At 52.2% G+C, this 17,075-nt stretch carries 15 protein-coding genes and 1 pseudogene; 7 read left to right on the top strand and 9 right to left on the bottom strand.

The genetic code is table 11. The annotated features are described in order from the left end of the window. Positions 1–30: 30 nt before the first annotated feature. Complete coding sequence (locus PGR10_RS01650; RefSeq protein ID WP_271031847.1) at positions 31–1,122, top strand: malate/lactate/ureidoglycolate dehydrogenase; 1,092 nt, start codon at positions 31–33, stop codon at positions 1,120–1,122. 244 nt (positions 1,123–1,366) lie between these two features. Continuing rightward, entirely contained in the window at positions 1,367–3,517 is a 2,151-nt protein-coding gene (gene fdhF, locus PGR10_RS01645) for a formate dehydrogenase subunit alpha (protein ID WP_046883917.1), read from the top strand. A 59-nt stretch (positions 3,518–3,576) separates the two neighbouring features. On the opposite strand, the gene PGR10_RS01640 is transcribed toward fdhF, so the two are convergent. Beyond that, positions 3,577–4,587, bottom strand: a complete 1,011-nt coding sequence (locus PGR10_RS01640; RefSeq protein ID WP_430922805.1) for an AraC family transcriptional regulator ligand-binding domain-containing protein — start codon at positions 4,585–4,587, stop codon at positions 3,577–3,579. Positions 4,588–4,866: 279 nt separating this feature from the next. Here PGR10_RS01640 and PGR10_RS01635 point away from each other — a divergent pair, with 279 nt between their 5' ends. Together PGR10_RS01635 and PGR10_RS01630 are read left to right on the top strand one after the other, a co-directional pair. Next, a complete protein-coding gene (locus PGR10_RS01635; RefSeq protein WP_430922804.1) occupies positions 4,867–6,468 on the top strand; it encodes an aldehyde dehydrogenase family protein in 1,602 nt (533 codons plus the stop codon). Between the two features lie 359 nt (positions 6,469–6,827). After that, a complete protein-coding gene (locus tag PGR10_RS01630; RefSeq protein ID WP_430922803.1) occupies positions 6,828–7,271 on the top strand; it encodes an acetyltransferase in 444 nt (147 codons plus the stop codon). Positions 7,272–7,290: 19 nt separating this feature from the next. Here the strand turns inward: PGR10_RS01630 and PGR10_RS01625 are convergent, their stop codons facing one another. From PGR10_RS01625 to PGR10_RS01615, 3 genes are all read right to left on the bottom strand, one after another. Next, on the bottom strand, positions 7,291–7,875 hold the full coding sequence (locus PGR10_RS01625; protein WP_316424616.1) for a helix-turn-helix domain-containing protein: 585 nt from the start codon (positions 7,873–7,875) through the stop codon (positions 7,291–7,293). A 270-nt stretch (positions 7,876–8,145) separates the two neighbouring features. Next, positions 8,146–8,766, bottom strand: coding sequence for a histidine phosphatase family protein (locus tag PGR10_RS01620; protein ID WP_113375037.1), 621 nt, complete (start codon positions 8,764–8,766; stop codon positions 8,146–8,148). 252 nt (positions 8,767–9,018) lie between these two features. Then, complete coding sequence (locus PGR10_RS01615) at positions 9,019–9,567, bottom strand: GNAT family N-acetyltransferase (RefSeq protein ID WP_015705173.1); 549 nt, start codon at positions 9,565–9,567, stop codon at positions 9,019–9,021. Positions 9,568–9,905: 338 nt separating this feature from the next. On the opposite strand from PGR10_RS01615, the gene PGR10_RS01610 reads away from it, so the two are divergent. Then, positions 9,906–10,262, top strand: coding sequence for an ASCH domain-containing protein (locus PGR10_RS01610; RefSeq protein WP_161798772.1), 357 nt, complete (start codon positions 9,906–9,908; stop codon positions 10,260–10,262). 168 nt (positions 10,263–10,430) lie between these two features. Here the strand turns inward: PGR10_RS01610 and leuE are convergent, their stop codons facing one another. The 5 genes and pseudogenes from leuE to PGR10_RS01585 all read right to left on the bottom strand — a co-directional run bounded on the left by leuE (position 10,431) and on the right by PGR10_RS01585 (position 15,138). After that, entirely contained in the window at positions 10,431–11,075 is a 645-nt protein-coding gene (gene leuE, locus PGR10_RS01605; RefSeq protein ID WP_430922802.1) for a leucine efflux protein LeuE, read from the bottom strand. A 135-nt stretch (positions 11,076–11,210) separates the two neighbouring features. Next, a pseudogene (locus tag PGR10_RS01600) lies at positions 11,211–11,751 on the bottom strand (GNAT family N-acetyltransferase). Positions 11,752–12,008: 257 nt separating this feature from the next. Continuing rightward, positions 12,009–12,662, bottom strand: coding sequence for a LysE family translocator (locus PGR10_RS01595; RefSeq protein WP_015366973.1), 654 nt, complete (start codon positions 12,660–12,662; stop codon positions 12,009–12,011). Between the two features lie 204 nt (positions 12,663–12,866). Continuing rightward, positions 12,867–13,895 carry an alpha/beta hydrolase gene (locus PGR10_RS01590; protein WP_430922801.1) on the bottom strand — a complete coding sequence of 343 codons (1,029 nt, stop codon included), beginning with the start codon at positions 13,893–13,895 and terminating at the stop codon, positions 12,867–12,869. 13 nt (positions 13,896–13,908) lie between these two features. Beyond that, positions 13,909–15,138 carry an MFS transporter gene (locus tag PGR10_RS01585; protein WP_430922800.1) on the bottom strand — a complete coding sequence of 410 codons (1,230 nt, stop codon included), beginning with the start codon at positions 15,136–15,138 and terminating at the stop codon, positions 13,909–13,911. A gap of 295 nt (positions 15,139–15,433) precedes the next feature. Here PGR10_RS01585 and PGR10_RS01580 point away from each other — a divergent pair, with 295 nt between their 5' ends. Together PGR10_RS01580 and PGR10_RS01575 are read left to right on the top strand one after the other, a co-directional pair. Further along, positions 15,434–16,333 (top strand): LysR family transcriptional regulator, encoded by a 900-nt coding sequence (locus PGR10_RS01580; protein ID WP_101705696.1) that lies wholly within the window; start codon positions 15,434–15,436, stop codon positions 16,331–16,333. Positions 16,334–16,373: 40 nt separating this feature from the next. Next, a complete protein-coding gene (locus PGR10_RS01575; RefSeq protein ID WP_430922799.1) occupies positions 16,374–17,063 on the top strand; it encodes a helix-turn-helix transcriptional regulator in 690 nt (229 codons plus the stop codon). Positions 17,064–17,075 lie beyond the last annotated feature (12 nt).

Here is a 17,075-nt window from a genome sequence, read left to right as displayed (position 1 = left end):
AAACAACAACATACATCGAGGAGACTATCCGTGCCTACAGGACATCGATTTCGCCCCACGGAGCTACACCACTTCGTCACCACCCTGTTCACGCAGCTGGGCAGTACGCCAACCGAAGCCGCGCTGGTCGCAGACCACCTGATCGCCGCCAACCTTGCCGGACACGATTCCCACGGCGTCGGCATGATCCCGAGTTACGTAAAATCCCATAGCGAAGGATTTTTGCAGCTTAACCGCCATGCCAGCGTGATGAAAGACGCCGGCGCCGTCGTCACCCTCGACGGTAACGCCGGCTTCGGTCAGGTCGTTGCCCATGAAGCCATGCAGTTGGGGATTGAAAAAGCCAAACAGCACGGCCTGGCCGCCGTGGCGCTGCGCAATGCTCACCATATCGGGCGCATCGGTTACTGGGCGGAACAGTGCGCCGCACAGGGGTTAATATCCATTCATTTCGTCAGCGTCGTCGGCGACCCGATGGTGGCGCCATTTCGCGGCAAAGATAGCCGCTTCGGCACTAACCCGCTCTGCGTGGTCTTCCCGCGTGAAGGCCACCCGCCGCTGCTGCTCGATTACGCCACCAGCGCCATCGCTTTTGGCAAAACCCGCGTCGCATGGCATAAAGGCGAAGCGGTGCCTGCCGGCTCATTGATTGATTCTCGCGGCGAACCGACCACCGATCCGGCGGTGATGCAGACCTCGCCGCTTGGCGCCCTGCTCACCTTTGCCCAACACAAAGGTTATGCCCTGGCGACGCTGTGCGAGGTGCTCGGCGGCGCGGTCTCGGGCGGGCAAACGACCCATCAGGATAGCCTGCAGGGCTGCGTCGACGCCATCTTCAACTGCATGACTACCATTATTCTCAGCCCGGAAGCCTTCGATGCGCCGCAGATGCAGCGCGAAACCGAGGCCTTTATCGACTGGTGTAAACGGTCGCCGCACGATGCCGATACGCCTATTCTGGCGCCGGGTGAGTGGGAAGCGGCCAATCGTCAGCAGCGGCTGGCAAACGGTATTCCGCTCGATGCCAGTAGCTGGCAGGCGATCTGTGCCGCCGCGCGGCAGGCCGGGATGTCGCAGGAGACGTTGAACCAATTGCAGCAGAACATGGAAGTCAACGCTTAACCTCAGCCCCCGCGGGGCGATCGTCAGCCACGGCGTCCCGCGTCATCGTCACTTGTGACGACGTCAGTGATTTTCCCGCGTCTTCATCACCTTCATCCCCCGTCATCAGCGCTATTTTCACTTTGGCACGCATTATGCAATCGAAGTGCATCGCACGACGTTTAACGTCGTGCGTTTGCTGACGGTAGCCTGCCGGGCCCGGCGCGCTATCGCCCTATCTTCACTGTTAACAGGTCTGTTACTGATGAATAAAATTACCAGCGTGTGCCCCTATTGCGGGGCGGGTTGTAAACTCAAATTGGTTGTCGAAAATGATAAAATCATTCGCGCCGAGGCCGCCGACGGCGTCACCAATCAAAACCAGCTATGTCTGAAAGGCTACTACGGCTGGGATTTCCTCAATGACACGCAGCTTCTCACACCTCGCCTGAAGCAGCCGATGATTCGTTATCAGAAAGGCGGCCCGTTCACTCCGGTCAGTTGGGAAGAAGCGATTCGCTATACCGCCGCTAGGCTCCGCGAGATCAAGGCCAAATATGGCCCGCGCGCCATCATGACCACCGGATCGTCCCGCGGCACGGGGAATGAAACCAATTACGTGATGCAGAAATTCGCCCGTGCTGTACTCAATACCAATAACGTCGACTGCTGCGCCCGCGTTTGCCACGGGCCGTCGGTCGCCGGGCTGCAGGCTTCGCTCGGCAATGGCGCGATGAGCAACTCGATAAGCGATATTGAGAACTCAAAATGTCTGCTGGTCTTTGGCTATAACTGCGCCGATTCTCACCCTATCGTGGCGCGAAGGGTACTGAGAGCCCGCGACAACGGCGCGAAAATCATCGTCTGCGATCCGCGGCGCATTGAAACCGCCCGCATCGCCGACCAGCATCTGCAGCTCAACAATGGCAGCAATATGGCGCTGGTCAACGCCTTCGCCTATGTCCTGCTGGAAGAAGATCTTTACAATCACGATTACGTTGAGCGTTATACCGAAGGGCTGGAGGCCTATCGTGAGGCGGTGAAAGACTACTCTCCCGAAGCCGTGGAAGCGCTGGTCGGCGTCCCGGCGCTGGCCATTCGCCGGGCGATGCGCACCTTCGCCGCCGCCCCTTCCGCCACCATTATGTGGGGAATGGGCGTAACCCAGTTCGGCCAGGCGGTTGATGTCGTCCGCGGTCTCGCCAGCCTCGCGCTGCTGACCGGCAACCTCGGGCGGGCTAACGTCGGCGTCGGCCCGGTGCGCGGACAAAATAACGTCCAGGGCGCCTGCGATATGGGGGTGTTACCCAACCAGTTCCCGGGCTATCAGGACGTCACCGACGCCGCGGTGCGCGCCAAATTCGCCAATGCCTGGGGCATCGATCCGGCGCTGATGGATACGCAAATCGGCACCCGTATCACCGAAGTCCCGCATAAAGCGCTGGCGGGAGAAATCAAAGCCTACTACATCATGGGCGAGGATCCGCTGCAAACCGAGGCCGATCTGGGTCTGGTACGCAAAGGGATGGAAGCGCTGGATTTCGTGGTGGTGCAGGATATTTTTATGACCAAAACGGCGGAAGTGGCTGACGTGCTGCTGCCGGCGACGTCCTGGGGCGAGCACGGCGGCGTCTTTACCTGCGCCGACCGCGGCTTCCAGCGTTTCGAACAGGCTATTCCGCCCACAGGTAATGTGAAACGCGATTGGGAAATTATCAGCCTGCTGGCCAGCGAGATGGGCTATCCAATGCATTACGCCAGTAACCAGCAAATCTGGGATGAAATGCGCGAACTCTGTCCGCTGTTCTACGGCGTAACCTGGGAGAAAATGGGCGATATGGGCCACGTGCAGTGGCCGTGCCCAACGCTCGATCACCCCGGTACGCCATGGTTGTATCAGGATAATCACTTTGATACTCCATCGGGCAAAGGGCAACTGTTCGCCGCGCCGTGGCGCGCGCCGGCGGAAACGCCGGACGATGATTTCCCGCTGGTGCTCTGCACGGTGCGCGAAGTCGGCCATTACTCCTGCCGTTCAATGACCGGCAACTGCGCGGCGCTGCAGTCGCTGGCGGACGAACCGGGCCGGATCCAAATGCACCCAGCCGATGCCGAGCGGGCGGGTATCGCCGATCGTCAGCTGGTATGGGTGAGTTCGCGGCGCGGCAAAGTGATGACTCGCGCCGATCTCAGCGAGCGGATCAACCCCGGCGCGGTGTACATGACCTACCAGTGGTGGGTCGGTGCCTGTAATGAGCTGACCCAGGATAATCTGGATCCTATCTCGAAAACGCCGGAAACCAAGTACTGCGCGGTAAAGGTAGAGGCTATTGCCGACCAGGACTGGGCGGAACGGTACGCCTGGACGACCTATAGCCTGATGAAGGCGCGGTTAAAGGCGGCGGCAAACGCCTGAGGGTAAATTCAGGGAGAAGCTTAGCTTCTCCCTGGAATCTGACGTTGTCTGGATTGACATCAAAATAGGCCTTCTTTGGCATGACGGACGCTGTCAGGTGTTTTTCCAGTCCACCCCTGGAATGCGCGATAAAAGGAATTGGGATCTTCGAATCCAAGGAGGAAAGCGATCTCTGCGCCGGACATCGTGGTATTTGCCAGGTAGTGTCGGGCAAGGCTCTCCCGCACCATATTGACCAGGGCGCGAAAGTTTTCCCCCTCTTCCTCGAGCCGACGTTGAAGCGTACGCTTGCTCAAGCCCAGTCGTTCCGCGGCCTTCTCAATGGTAGCCGCGTTACCAGGCAACAGCTCCAGTAAGACAGCACGCACACGTTCCGCCGTTGACGCCGTCGAATCGAGTTCACTGAGCCGACGGCGAAGATCGGGTTCGAACGCGTGAAACATGCTTTCGTTGACCGTCAGGAATGGACGCAAAGCATCCACAGCGGCGAAAGCGATTGCTGGATACTCTCCCTTTTGCACAGGTACGCCGAAGAAATTCTCGTAACGCCGGAGATAATGACTGGATGGAAGTCGCGGCAGGATAACGCGATACGCCTTAATGTGCTCACGGGTAGCCAGTCTGGCTAGTCGCACGAAAAACGCAATCTCGGCCACTTGCAGCGAGTAAGGTACCTCGGTTTGTATCGACAACCAGCGAGGCGTCACGGCCAGTTCGCCTGCGTCACCCGTATTGACTTCCAGGCTCATGGGCGCCACAAGTTGCTTGTATTTGGCGAGGCGCTGCATAGCCTGTACCAGATTCGCGCTGCACAGGGCAGCGAACAGTGGTGGGTTGAAAGAATCAGCCGAGAGAGTCTCGACGAGGCGTAAGGGAAACATGGCATCACTTGCCTCAGCCTCTAAAGCGCGCCAGAAACGAAAATAGTCTTCGCCAGAAAGCCCCTGTCTTGTACGGGAGAGTAAATCGTCTGGAAGGCCGGCCCGACGTAATACATGGCCAGGCTGAACACCTAAGTCCTTCAGTATTGCCAGCCAGCCAATATCCATGGGAAAAGTTTTGTTTTGCACCTTCAGAACTCCGTCACTATTGCTCATTCAACCGACGCTCAGAGTATAGAGCAGTCGTGCGCTTAACCCCCGTCAAACCGCGCCACAATGACTGCACGTTGCGCCAATCTGTAACATCCGCGACTCAACTCCCTGTGCTGGCATCTCTCGCATTAAAATTGGCGCGGATTGCCAGAGCGTTGTCGTGGCTTGCTTCCTATAGTGAGATGTAAACATCGCACCAGCCTGGACACGTTCCACCTGTCCTGGCGGTCCAATCTGAACAATAGAGAAATCCCAATGAATGCTACCGAAGCTATCGACCAACTGGATCCCCAAAAATGGACCACAACATCTCCCGCAGAACGTTTGCGTCTGCTGGAGGAAATCCGTGCAAACCTGAAGAAGTACGGTGATGACCTCGCCTTCGCCGACAGCAAGATGAAGAATGGCATCCTCGGGGCGCCTCTTTTTTCATACCCAATGTCTAAGGTTGCTACCGTCGTTCCTATGGCGAGTACCGTCTCGGCAGCCATCATCCTTTATGAATCCATTCTCGACGGCAAGATGCCACAGCCGCTGAGCGTGGAAAAAGTGAGTGAGGATCTCTACGACATTTATGTCTTTCCGCAGGAGAGGAAAGACAAGTTGATGTACGCGGATCAGAAGAGTCGCATCCGTGTGAAAGGCGCACCGAAACAAATCAATCCGATGGAAAAGCCCGCGGGTATTATTGCCGTGCTGGGTGCCGGTAACTACAGCTCAGCGCTCGAGGTGTTGAAAGCGATCTTCTTCGAGAACTGTGCGGTCGTACACAAACCGCATCACCTGAACGAAGAAACCGACAGGATTTGGGCAAAGATCATGCAGCCGCTGATTGATCGGCGCGTTCTGAGCTTCTGCGATGCCGATCGGGGACATGATCTGACAGTAGACCCCCGCCTCTCGAGGATCTACTTTACTGGTGGAACCGCGACGGCCGAGGCTATCATGTCAGCGACAGAGACGCCGCTGATCTCCGAATGCGGCGGTAATAACCCATGCATCATCGTGCCGGGCGACCGGCCATGGACAAAGAAGGAAATTGAGCACCAGGCAGTGCAGATAGCCACCATGGCAAAGTTCAATGGTGGCGCGAACTGCGGTCGTCCCCAAACTCTGGTGACAAGCAAGCACTGGCCGCAGCGCAAGGAATTCCTCGACGCGCTGCGGGTCGCTATCTCGGAGACTACTCCAGCCATGGGTATGTACTACCCCGGTGCCGACAAGGTCGTGGATGGTTTTCGCCAGGCCTATCCCGATGCGGAAGTACTGAGCCCCGAGGGCGGCAAGTATCCGCATTCCGATGTCATATTACTCACAGACGTTGAGCCCGGTGGCTACGCCACTTCACATGAAGCGTTCAGCCTGGTGCTCGCTGAAGTGCCGCTTGACCTGCCAGCCAATGCCGCGCACTTTCTCCCCGGCGCCGTCAAGTTCGCCAACACCCAGCTCCTGGGCACGCTCGCCAGTGCGATACTTATCGATGAGGACACCAGAAAGGCCCATCAGAAATTACTTGAGCAGGCGGTGTCTGACCTGGAATATGGTGCGGTCGCCATCAACAGCATGCCGTCCTTCATTTTTCTCAACCCCTATCTGACCTGGGGTGGAAATGAGGCAGGCAAGACGTTCGTTTCTGGTCGCGGCAACTTTGGCAACCTACTCAATTACGAGAACGTTGAGAAATCGATCATGGAGGCAAAGTTTATGTCACCAGGGCACATGCTCTACACCAACAAGCGAGCGTTCGACAATATGGCTGGAAACATGGCGAATTTCGCAGTCGAGCCTACCTGGATGAACCTGACCTGTCTGATGGGGGACGCCATCCGCGATAGCTTCCGTAAAAAAGATTTCTGAGTCAGTACAACACATCGGCCTGAAAGGCCTTATCTAACTGCCCCTTACTCGACTAAGTTGTAGCGAGTCTGCTTCATAGCCGGGGCAGTGAATGTGACCTTGAGGACATGCATAGGGTGAGCTCCACAACAATAAAATCGGAACTCATCGCGGCTTTCCATACGCTCAAACGGCTTGTACGCCAGTTTGAGCGCTATCAGGCCAGCGCCGGTCGTGGCATTCTGCACCTGAAAGTGAGGCTAGCAACGATAGACATGGCGACATCATCACTATTGTGAATTTAATTACACCATAGTAAATTACGTGGATTCTTTTTGTAGGTAATTACCCAAAATCATGTCCACTTTAAGGCAGAAAAGATGATAAAAATCAGAATGTCACGACCTTGTGAAGCGGAAGACATCATCCAAATTTGGAAAAGTTCTGTCGATGCTACGCACGATTTTCTGACAGCTCACGACCGGCAAGAGATCGAAAAAGAGGTGGTCGGCTTTTTTTCAGAAACCCCTGTATGGGTAGCGACAAATGATGAAGACCTTCCGCTCGGATTTATGTTTTTACATGATGGCCATCTGGAGGCGCTGTTCGTAGATGCCTCTGCTCGCGGGCTTGGCGTCGGAAAACAGTTGATATCCCATGCCCTTGCTCTTCATCCTGATTTAAGCGTCGACGTCAATGAACAAAACCAACAGGCCGTCGGGTTTTATCAACATATGGGCTTTCAGGTTTCAGGGCGCTCCGGGCAGGATAGTCAGGGAAGACCTTATCCCCTGCTGCACCTTAGTAAAGGGAATGGCGTCTAACCGTTTGCCAGGGAAAATATCATCTGTTTTTTTGGCTAAACGCAACGATGTATGTACAGCTCTGTTCGCTATCCGGGTTGGTCATTTGGCACTCGCCTGCAAAGGTAAGAGCAAGACAGTCACCCGCTTGCAAATGATGAGTCTGATGATTGACCCTAAAATCAAGGTTGCCGCTCAGCATCCAAAGTGTTTGCCCGCAAAGATGCTCAATAGCGGAGGCGGGGATCGTCAGTTGACCCATTGCAGGGATTTCAACTTTTATCAGTTCCGGACTGGCGCCCGCCGGGGACAATGTCCAACGGATAATGCCTGATTGTTCATCTGTCCAATGCTGCTGCTGGTGAGCGAAACGAACCAGCGAATTCTGATGTTCCTCAAGCTCGGCGAAAAGTTTTGATAGCGTAATATTCATGGCGTTCGCTAAACGACTAAGGATAGTCGCGCTGGGACTGGAGACGCCTCGTTCAATCTTACTAATCATCGCCTGGCTGACGCCTGAGCGTTGAGCAAGCTCCGTTACCGTCCAGTTACGAGCTTTCCTGTGCTTTAGTAATAACTGTGCAATGTCGCTATCTACTATCTGATTTTTATCTTTTTTATCCATTTCACCCTCACTTTCGCCAGCCTGATTATGCCATTAGCTAAATTAGGCTGGAATCATTGATTGTGTCAGTGTGAAAAAGTCAGGTTTCAATAGCTGGACAATCATTTTAAGTACCTACGTCATCAGAAGAGCATGAGTTTGCGATGCGCACTCCCGGCACAACGCGGGTAAGTTAATGAGCTGGAGGTCCGCTATGAGCGAGGAGCGGACATTGTGCTTAAATAATGATGACTCTGGCAGGATGGGTTTTCAATGTCTGGAAGGTAGCCACTAATTCAGGTGACGTAAATGTGTAGCAATCCCCCACTTTAGGCCAATACATTTTCCATTAATCAGGTCGATAACAGAATAACTTGCATTGGGATGAGCATAGCGAGGGAAACTATTAACAGTCCCTTCTTTAAGAATTGCGAGAGTGCCCTGACTGACATGCCCGTGAGACACAATACATATTGTTTGTTGATGTGATGAGGTATCTTCCAGGTTTTGTAAAAAACGCATAACTCGCTGAGAAGCATGCGCCAGTGACTCCCCCCCTGGTGGACAATACTCTGCATCAAGCCTGAATAATGCATTTGCATAGTTTGGATGTTTTTGTCTGAGTAGTTCTAACGGCATACCTTCAAACTGACCAAAGGCCTGCTCTTTAAGGGCCGGTTCAGCCGTCAGTGAACAGTGAAAGTGTTCAGCCAGGCTTTGCCCCATTTGCCAGGCACGTCCAAGCGGAGAAGCGTAAACACGCTCTATTTGATACTCACTTGCACTAAACGCTGCTAGTAGGACGGATGTTTCACGCAAGCCCCGACAGGTCAAGGAGCTATCGCTGTGCCCCTGAATAATTCCTTCCAAATTCCACTCTGTTTCTGCGTGTCGAACAAGTAGCAATTTCATCGTTAGCTGGCCATGCTCGTTGTTGATCAAAATGTCCCAACTGCGCGATGTCAAACACACACCGTTGAAGCAGCGGAAGGCTTTCCTGTTGTGGAAATAATGAACAAGTGTAGCTTATTGCCGTTATGCAGCGGCTCTGGGTGTGGGGCGCTGAATTTTATCCGTAGTTAACTTCCGCTTTTGGCACGGAGCGGACGTGTTAACGAAGCTGGAGGTCCGCTGGGAGCGCTTAGCGGACATACCATCAGCTTATCAGCCACCTTTACGAGCATTCCATTCATCACGTGTGATTTCCCATAGCTCGGAATCTAGCAGACCGCTGACATATGCTTTCTTTTCAGTCCTAATGAGCCTCATGCCACTGCTTTGTGAGATACGTTTGGAGCGGTTATTGAGAGCCGCTTTCGGCGCACGCAATATAGTCTTATTTAAGGAATTGAACCAATAATCTGTAGCTGCGTTACAGGCCTCACGCATAAAACCTTTGCCCTGATGCTCCGGTGCTAACCAAAATCCTCGGTTGTTATCCTCAACATCATAAAGACAGATTAAACCTACCATGTTGTCAGGTGTTTCACGATGCCTAATAGTCCAGATCCAAGCGATTCCGTTTGCTATATCAGGCAAGGCAACGTTATTGACATAATTCTCGGCGCCATTATCCGGATAGGGCCACGGTACTGATGAGACCATGTACCGAACAATCTCCCAGCGAGGATAAAGTATCTGAATTTGTGAGGCATCTTCTGAGGATAATGGTTTTAACAGTAAGCGTTCTGTATAGAGTATAGGTATTGGCATCAGCACTTTTCCTTCCTGAACTTAGTGTCTATTACTGTTTAAGCCATTAAATAGCTATCTCAATGTATCTTGATGTACAGAAAATATCCATACTATAGAAGGAGCGGTTAACAAGCAGTCAGGGGCAATTTTTGGCACTGCGCGGATGAACCAACTGAGTTTAAGCTCCAGTCTGAGCGAAGAGCAAACCACACTATCTGAGGTAACGTATTACTGTTAATGGTGAACCCATTAATGCTAATACTATTATTACTTTTTTCATCAACGATTAGGCAGATGCATTAATGGTTAAGCTTAAGGAAATAGAAATGAAATATCCAGGCGCAGGGGCCTGGCAAATGGGAGACAGTCCAGAACTGGCAAGCGAGCTTGCTAACCTTATTAAAAAAGGAATCAAAACGGCCTCTTGTGGATCTTTTGCCTCTTACCAACAGGAAGAATCTGCTCCGAGGATTGGCAGCTATAACATAATTCTTGATGGACAGAATGTCCCGGTATGCGTGATCCGGCTGGTTTCGCTACAATTGGTGCGTTTTTGCGATATTAATGAGGAGTTCGCTCGCAAAGAGGGTGAAGGCGATTTAAGTCTTGAATACTGGAAGAAAGAGCATCAGCGATTTTTCATCCGTGAAGGTCATTTTTCTGAGGATATGGAGTTGATCGCAGAAGAATTCGAAGTGGTTGAGGTGCTGTAATCGGAGAGAAAATTGCTGATGTTTATCTATCACCCTTTTCATAAACGTCCGTTCCTGGCACTAAGCGGACCGCCTGAAGCATTGCGAGGTTTGCTGTGAGCGAACAGCGGTCGTCCCATCCGGCGTAAGAACGTAAAAAAACCGCGGTGAGACGGTTTAGCTGTCTAGTTAGGATGTTGCGCTTGCGAGTCGTGCGGCAAATCCGATGAAGAACATACCCACCAGCGCGTTTCCAATGGTTGATAATCTACGGTTGCCTTTCAAACGGCTTAGCAGATAAGAGCCGCAGAAAACAAGGAAACCGAAATAGACGAGAGTAATCGAGAACATCACCGCAGCAAGAATAATAAACGCCACCCAGGAATGTTCAGCCTGAACATTGATGAACTGGGCGAAGAAAGAGATATAGAACAGCAGTGTCTTTGGATTCAGTAGCGTAACCAGCATTCCACGCCCTATGATCCCCTTAGCATCAGCTGAAGATTTCTTTTCCTCACTCGCTTCGACAGTGGGCTTAAAGATAGCGCGTATCGTCTGGACACCGAGATAGAAAAGATAGGCAGCACCTGCGTATTTGATGGCGTTAAATAAGGCTGGAGTTGAGCTTATGACTGCAGCCAGCCCACACCATGCCAGCAGAACCAGAAGTACGTCACTCATCAGAATGGAAAATATTGCAGCAAAGCCTCGTTTGACGCCGCTCGTAATGCTTGTTTTGATCACGAACATGGTCTCAGGGCCAGGAGCAAGCACTATCAGTGTCGCACCAAGCAGATACGTCCAGAAATTCACGATACCAAAATCAGCAAACATTTTTACTCCAGTTCTCTCGTTTTTATCGAGGCTATTCTAACGTAACCAGCGTTAATGAAAACACATCACGGCTGCTTTCTACTCAGCCAATAGCCAATTTCCACTCCTGGCATAGAGCGGACGAGCAAACGTTTATTAAGACTGAATAGCGAATTTCGGACGAATTAGCAGGCGTACCTTTTTATTACGGTATGTAACATGACTCTGGTATTGAAAACCAAATCGCTCAGCTAAATAATTTGAACGTTGGTTTTCTTCCGCAATAATACAGCATACCGGGGAGGTAAATGTCTGGTCTGCCCAACCTAAAATCGCTGCCAATGCTTCATTGGCGTAACCCTTTCCGCGCATTTCAGCGATGATTGTCCATCCCGCTTCTGGATATTTTATATGTTGGCTCAGTATTGCGATGCGCATCCTGAAACCCAAACGCGCCAATATAAAGATGTGTTGCTTTTTCAAAAACAGCCCAGTATCCATAACCTAAAGCTTGCCAGTGACCTATGTAACGTAACAAGCGGGCCCATACTGCTTCTGCCGTGGGAACTTCTCCGCCATTTATCTTAACCATTTCTGGATCAGCCCAGCATGCCTGAAGAGCGGAAAAATCCTCTAACGTGAAATGTTTTAGAATTAAGCGCTCAGTCTCTAGTTGAGGTGCCTGCTGAAAAATCATTATATCCCCTTGATTAGTCAGGTTACATAGTCTGGTTTATTAGTATAAATTGCAGCCAGCCTATAGCATTAACATAAAATCAACAATGCCGTCTTCCCACAATAAATCATTTGTACGCATCACTATCGGCAATCGGTCAATAAAAATGATGCTCCAGAACTAAACTGTTCGCTCCTGGTACAAAGCAAACCAACCAACTGAATTTAAGATCCAGTCTGAGTGAGAAGCGCACACCGGATTTACCGGTTCTGTATAACCTAACGGATAGATTTTGATACTATGCCGGACCCGCTAAACAACATGCGGATACCCAGGCCAATCATGACAACACCTGTAAATCGTTCCTGCCATTTGATAACGCCTGGGTGTTTACCTAGCCAGTTTCCAAATGTGCCTGATGCCATCGCGACTGACCCCAGAGACACGATTCCTGCCAGCTTTTGGATACTGCCAAGGACAAGCAATTGCAGCCAAACTGGACCCGCTGCGGGATCAACAAATTGAGGAAGAAAAGCAAACATGAACAGCAGGGATTTTGGGTTAGTCAGGCTGTTCAGAGCGCCTTCCTTAACGGCATTCCAGTCAGAAATTTTTGCCGTTTTTCGCAGCCGCGTATCAGTACCTGAAGTCGCAATCATTTTTATGCCCAGCCACATCAGATAAGCCGCACCGACCCACCGTAACAGATCCAGCGCAACCGGCCAGGCATGAACAACGGTTACCAGCCCGAGGACAAGAAAAGAAACTTGCACAAAACCTGCTACAAATACATTGCCCAGGACCGTAAGCAGCGCAATACGTCTTCCCTGACCGACACCTCTGGCGATAGTCAGCATCATGTCTGGCCCAGGAGAAATCTCCAGCAGCGTCAGCGCGAGAAGGAAAGTTATAAACGTTTCGATGGAAGGCATCGTGATTGAGTCCAGAAAAATATTTTCGCTACGTTACCTCAGTCTGATTCATGCCGAAAGCGGAATATATTGCAGCCTCCGCCTGTGGCACTACACAGACATTTGAACTCTCAGTGATGCGGCAGCATTTTGTCCTTTTGAGCAAATTACGCCCCACTACCGACCCGAAGGCCGGTAGCTGTTAATACAACCCATTACCACGCGTTATTTAAGATTATTGCGGAAAAAGTTCGTCAGCTTGTCGAAGGGGATCACGTCCGTGCGGTCATACAGATCGACGTGCCCTGCCCCCGGAACGACATACAGCTCTTTAGGTTGACCGGCGCGCTTAAAAGCGTCCTCGCTGAACTCTTTTGAATGGGCCTGGTCACCGGTAATAAAGAGCATCGGACGCGGCGAAATGGTTTCAATATCATTGAACGGGTAGAAGTTCATAAACTTACCGATACTGCTCAGCATCGGTTTTGTCGTCAGTTCCTCTTCCTCGCCCTGCGGGGTATAACCGCCGCGTTCGGTACGGTAGAAATCAAAGAACTCGCGCTGAATTTCCGGCGTGGAAGCGTCCAGCTTATTCACAGTGCCCGGAATATAAGTTTTCTCTCCTCCTTTGAATTCGGCAAACCGCTGCTCAATGGCCGACTGGATAAAGGCCTTACGCTGTTCCAGCGTCTGGGAGTGGTTAAGGCCGTTACGAAACGCGGCGCCCATGTTATACATGCTGACGGTGGCGATAGCTTTCATACGCGGGTCAATTTTCGCGGCGCTGATGACAAAACTTCCGCTGCCGCAGATGCCCAGCACGCCGATATTTTCTGGATCAATAAACGATTGTGTACTGAGGTAATCCACCGCCGCGCTGAAATCATCCGCGTAGATTTCCGGTGAAATCAGGTGCCCCGGCTTGCCTTCGCTTTCTCCCCAGAACGAGAGATCGATCGCCAGCGTAACAAACCCCTGCTCCGCCAGCTTCTGCGCGTATAGGTTTGCGCTTTGTTCCTTGACCGCGCCCATTGGATGACCTACGACGATCGCCGGGTTTTTGGCGTTATGATTTATCGTTTTCGGCATAAACAGATTGCCGACCACGTTCATTTGATACTGATTTTTAAAAGTGACTTTCTGCTGCGTCACTTTTTCGCTTTTATAAAAGTTATCAGCGCCTCTGGACATATCCGCCGCCGAGGCGGCAAATGCGCTGATGAACATTCCCAGGGCTAACGCAAATTTATTCATGATAGTTTCCTTGTCAGGACGAGTGTGATGAAAGACCATCGGCAGAGGCGTCTGCACGTGAGGTCAGGAAAATCAGTACGGTTGCGATAATCAACATCGCGGCGCTGGCCAGGAAGGTGCTCTGGTAGCCATGATGGTCGAACAGTACGCCCCCCACGGTGGATCCCAGCGCAATGGACAATTGCACCATCGCCACCATCAGCCCGCCGCCCGCTTCGGCATTCTGCGGGAACGTGCGTGGAACCCATGCCCACCATCCCACGGGCGCGGCAGTTGAAATAAACCCCCACAGCCCGAGCAAGGCCGTCACGATGGCCGCCTGGCTGCCAAACGCGATCAGGGCCAGCGCGACGGTCGCCATCAGCACGGGAATGGCCATTAGCGTCGGGTAGAATCCGCGCTTCAATACCCGGCCAATCAGCGTGGTGCCGATGAAACCCGCCATCCCGATGACCAGCAGGATGAGGGTCACCGCTGAGGCGTCCACCTTTGTGACCGTCTCAAGGAAAGGCCGGATATAGGTAAAAAGCGTGAACTGTCCCATAAAGAAGATCCCCACACCCAGCATGCCCAGCGTGACCACTCGACGGCGTAACAGTGCAAAGACGTTGCCGGCCCCCGCTGGCTGGCGGGTAACCGGCATCGAGGGCAGGCTGAGTAGTTGCCAGATAAACGCCACGATGGCGACGGGTAACAGGCACAAAAAGGCTCCCCGCCAGCCGATGACGGAACCCAGCCAGCTGCCCAGAGGCGCGGCCACAACGGTTGCCAGCGCGTTGCCGCTGTTAAAAATGGCCAGCGCCAGCGGAACACGGTGCACCGGCACCAGACGCATCGCTGTCGCCGCCGACATCGACCAGAACCCGCCGACTACGATGCCAATCAGGGCCCGGCCGGTCATATAGGTCAGGTAATTAGGTGCCATCGCAATGACGCCCCCCGAAAGTGCCATGATGCACGTCAGGCCAAGCAGCAGGTTTTTCCGGTTAAGCGTGCCTGCCAGTCGGGAAATAAACAGGCTGGTCACCACCGCAAACGCGCCGGAAATGGCGATCCCCTGCCCGGCCATGCCTTCGGTGACTTTCAGGGACTGCGCCATCGATGTCAGGAGGCTGACCGGCATAAACTCGGAGGCGATCAGGGCGAAGACGCACAGCGTCATAGCAAACACGCCGCCCCAGTGAGCCTGTTGTTTTTCACTGATTCCGTTCTGATTTCTGGTTTCAGTTTTCTGATTACGCATTTAGCCTTTCTTTTCTGTTGATAATGCGATGCCCTCCCCCTCCTGAAACGGCGACGTGGGGGATAAGCGCGTGAGTTAAAGAGAACGATGGATATGGAAGGCTCGATGGCTCAATCCACGCTCCTGAATCCGGCAAGGAGGAGCATCAGCCGTGTCGTTTTACGGTGAGCATTTTCCATCTCGTTTAGCGTTGACTTTTTCATCGCATTATTGTTACCAATAGGCAGCGGTGAAACTAGCTAATGAATGCTTAATAGCTTTATAAGTAAAATTTATAAATAGCCTGGAAACCAACATGGCAAGACGCAACCTCAACGATTTACTCTCTTTCGTCACCGTGGCGCGGGAAGGCAGCTTCACGCGTGCCGCCGCGCAGCTTGGCGTGACCCAGCCTGCGCTGAGCCAGGCGATTTCCGGGCTGGAAGAGCGGATGCAAATCCGCCTGCTGACGCGGACCACCCGCAGTGTATCCCCGACGGCCGCCGGCGAGCGGCTGTTGCAATCGGTGGGCCATCGTATTGACGAGATAGAGGCTGAGCTGGACATGCTGACTGAACTGCGGGACAAACCTGCAGGCACCGTCCGAATCACCTGCGGGCCGAACGTGCTGAAAACGACCCTGCTGCCCAAGCTTGCGCCGCTGCTCCGCGAATATCCGGATATTCATATTGAGTTCGATGCTAATCACGGATTCCGGGATATCGTGGCGGATCGGTTTGATGCGGGCGTGCGGCTTGGCGATACGATTGATAAAGATATGATAGCGATGCCAATCGGCCCGAAACTGCGCATGGCAGCAGCCGCCTCGCCAGATTATTTCGCACGATACCCGGTGCCGAAAACGCCTCATGATCTGACGCAGCATCAGTGTATTAATATGCGCATGGTCCGCTCCGGCGGGATTTATGTCTGGGAATTCGATCGCGAGGGAGGAGAGTTGAAGGTCCGGGTTAATGGACAGTTGACGTTTAACACGTCGGATCATGTTGTCGACGCCGCCCTGGCCGGGTTAGGCATCGCCTTTTTACCTGAAGAGGAATTCGGCTCACACATCAGAGAAGGTCGTCTCGTGCGGGTGCTTGAGTCCTGGTGTCATCCTTTTCCGGGCTACTATCTTTATTATCCCAGCCGCAAACAGCCTTCCCCTGCCTTCTCACTCGTTGTTGATGCGCTGCGCATGAACGGGAAACTTTAGGTTTAAGATTTTTTCGCAGTATCAGGATGGATTTATCAATATGACCAGAACAGAGAGGCTTCTCGAGTTACTACAGATATTAAGGGCGCAAAGATATCCCATCACGGCATCCACGCTCTCAGAAAGATTAGAAATAAGCGTGCGCTCGCTTTATAGAGATATAAAAACGCTACAGCATCAAGGGGTTCGCATTGAAGGTGGGGCCGGAATGGGTTATATCGTTAAGTCCGATTTTCATTTGCCGCCCTTAAATCTTTCTCATGAAGAAATCAATGCCATTACCCTTGGGCTAAACTGGGTATCTCATAGCACGGATGATGATTTCAAAAACGTAGCAAGGAATGCGCTTGCCAAAATACACGCCGTCATTCCTGACGAATTAAAAAATCTTATTGAAAGCCAATCCTATGTGATCGGTCCTTCCGAGAGCAATGAGGTATTTTTCAAAAACATTCGCGATGCTATTAAAAAGCAAAGGAGGGTCCAAATAAAATATTGTGACAAGAAAGGCGCTTACTCTTCTCGCGTGATATGGCCCATTGGATTGGCATATATGCAGTCATGTTGGCTTTTGGTTGCATGGTGTGAAATGAGAAATGATTTTCGTCACTTTAGAACTGACAAAATTTCAGAGATGGCACAACTGGACTCTATGTACAGGGAAAGCCGGATGGCTTTATTGAAAAAATGGAGAATAAAAGAAGGGATCGACGAGGAGAAAGAGTACTGACAAAAACTGTCA

The organism is Klebsiella sp. 141198, from assembly GCF_050600785.1.
GTDB classification, from domain to species: domain Bacteria; phylum Pseudomonadota; class Gammaproteobacteria; order Enterobacterales; family Enterobacteriaceae; genus Klebsiella; species Klebsiella aerogenes.
This window is presented reverse-complemented; position numbering and strand designations above follow the sequence as displayed.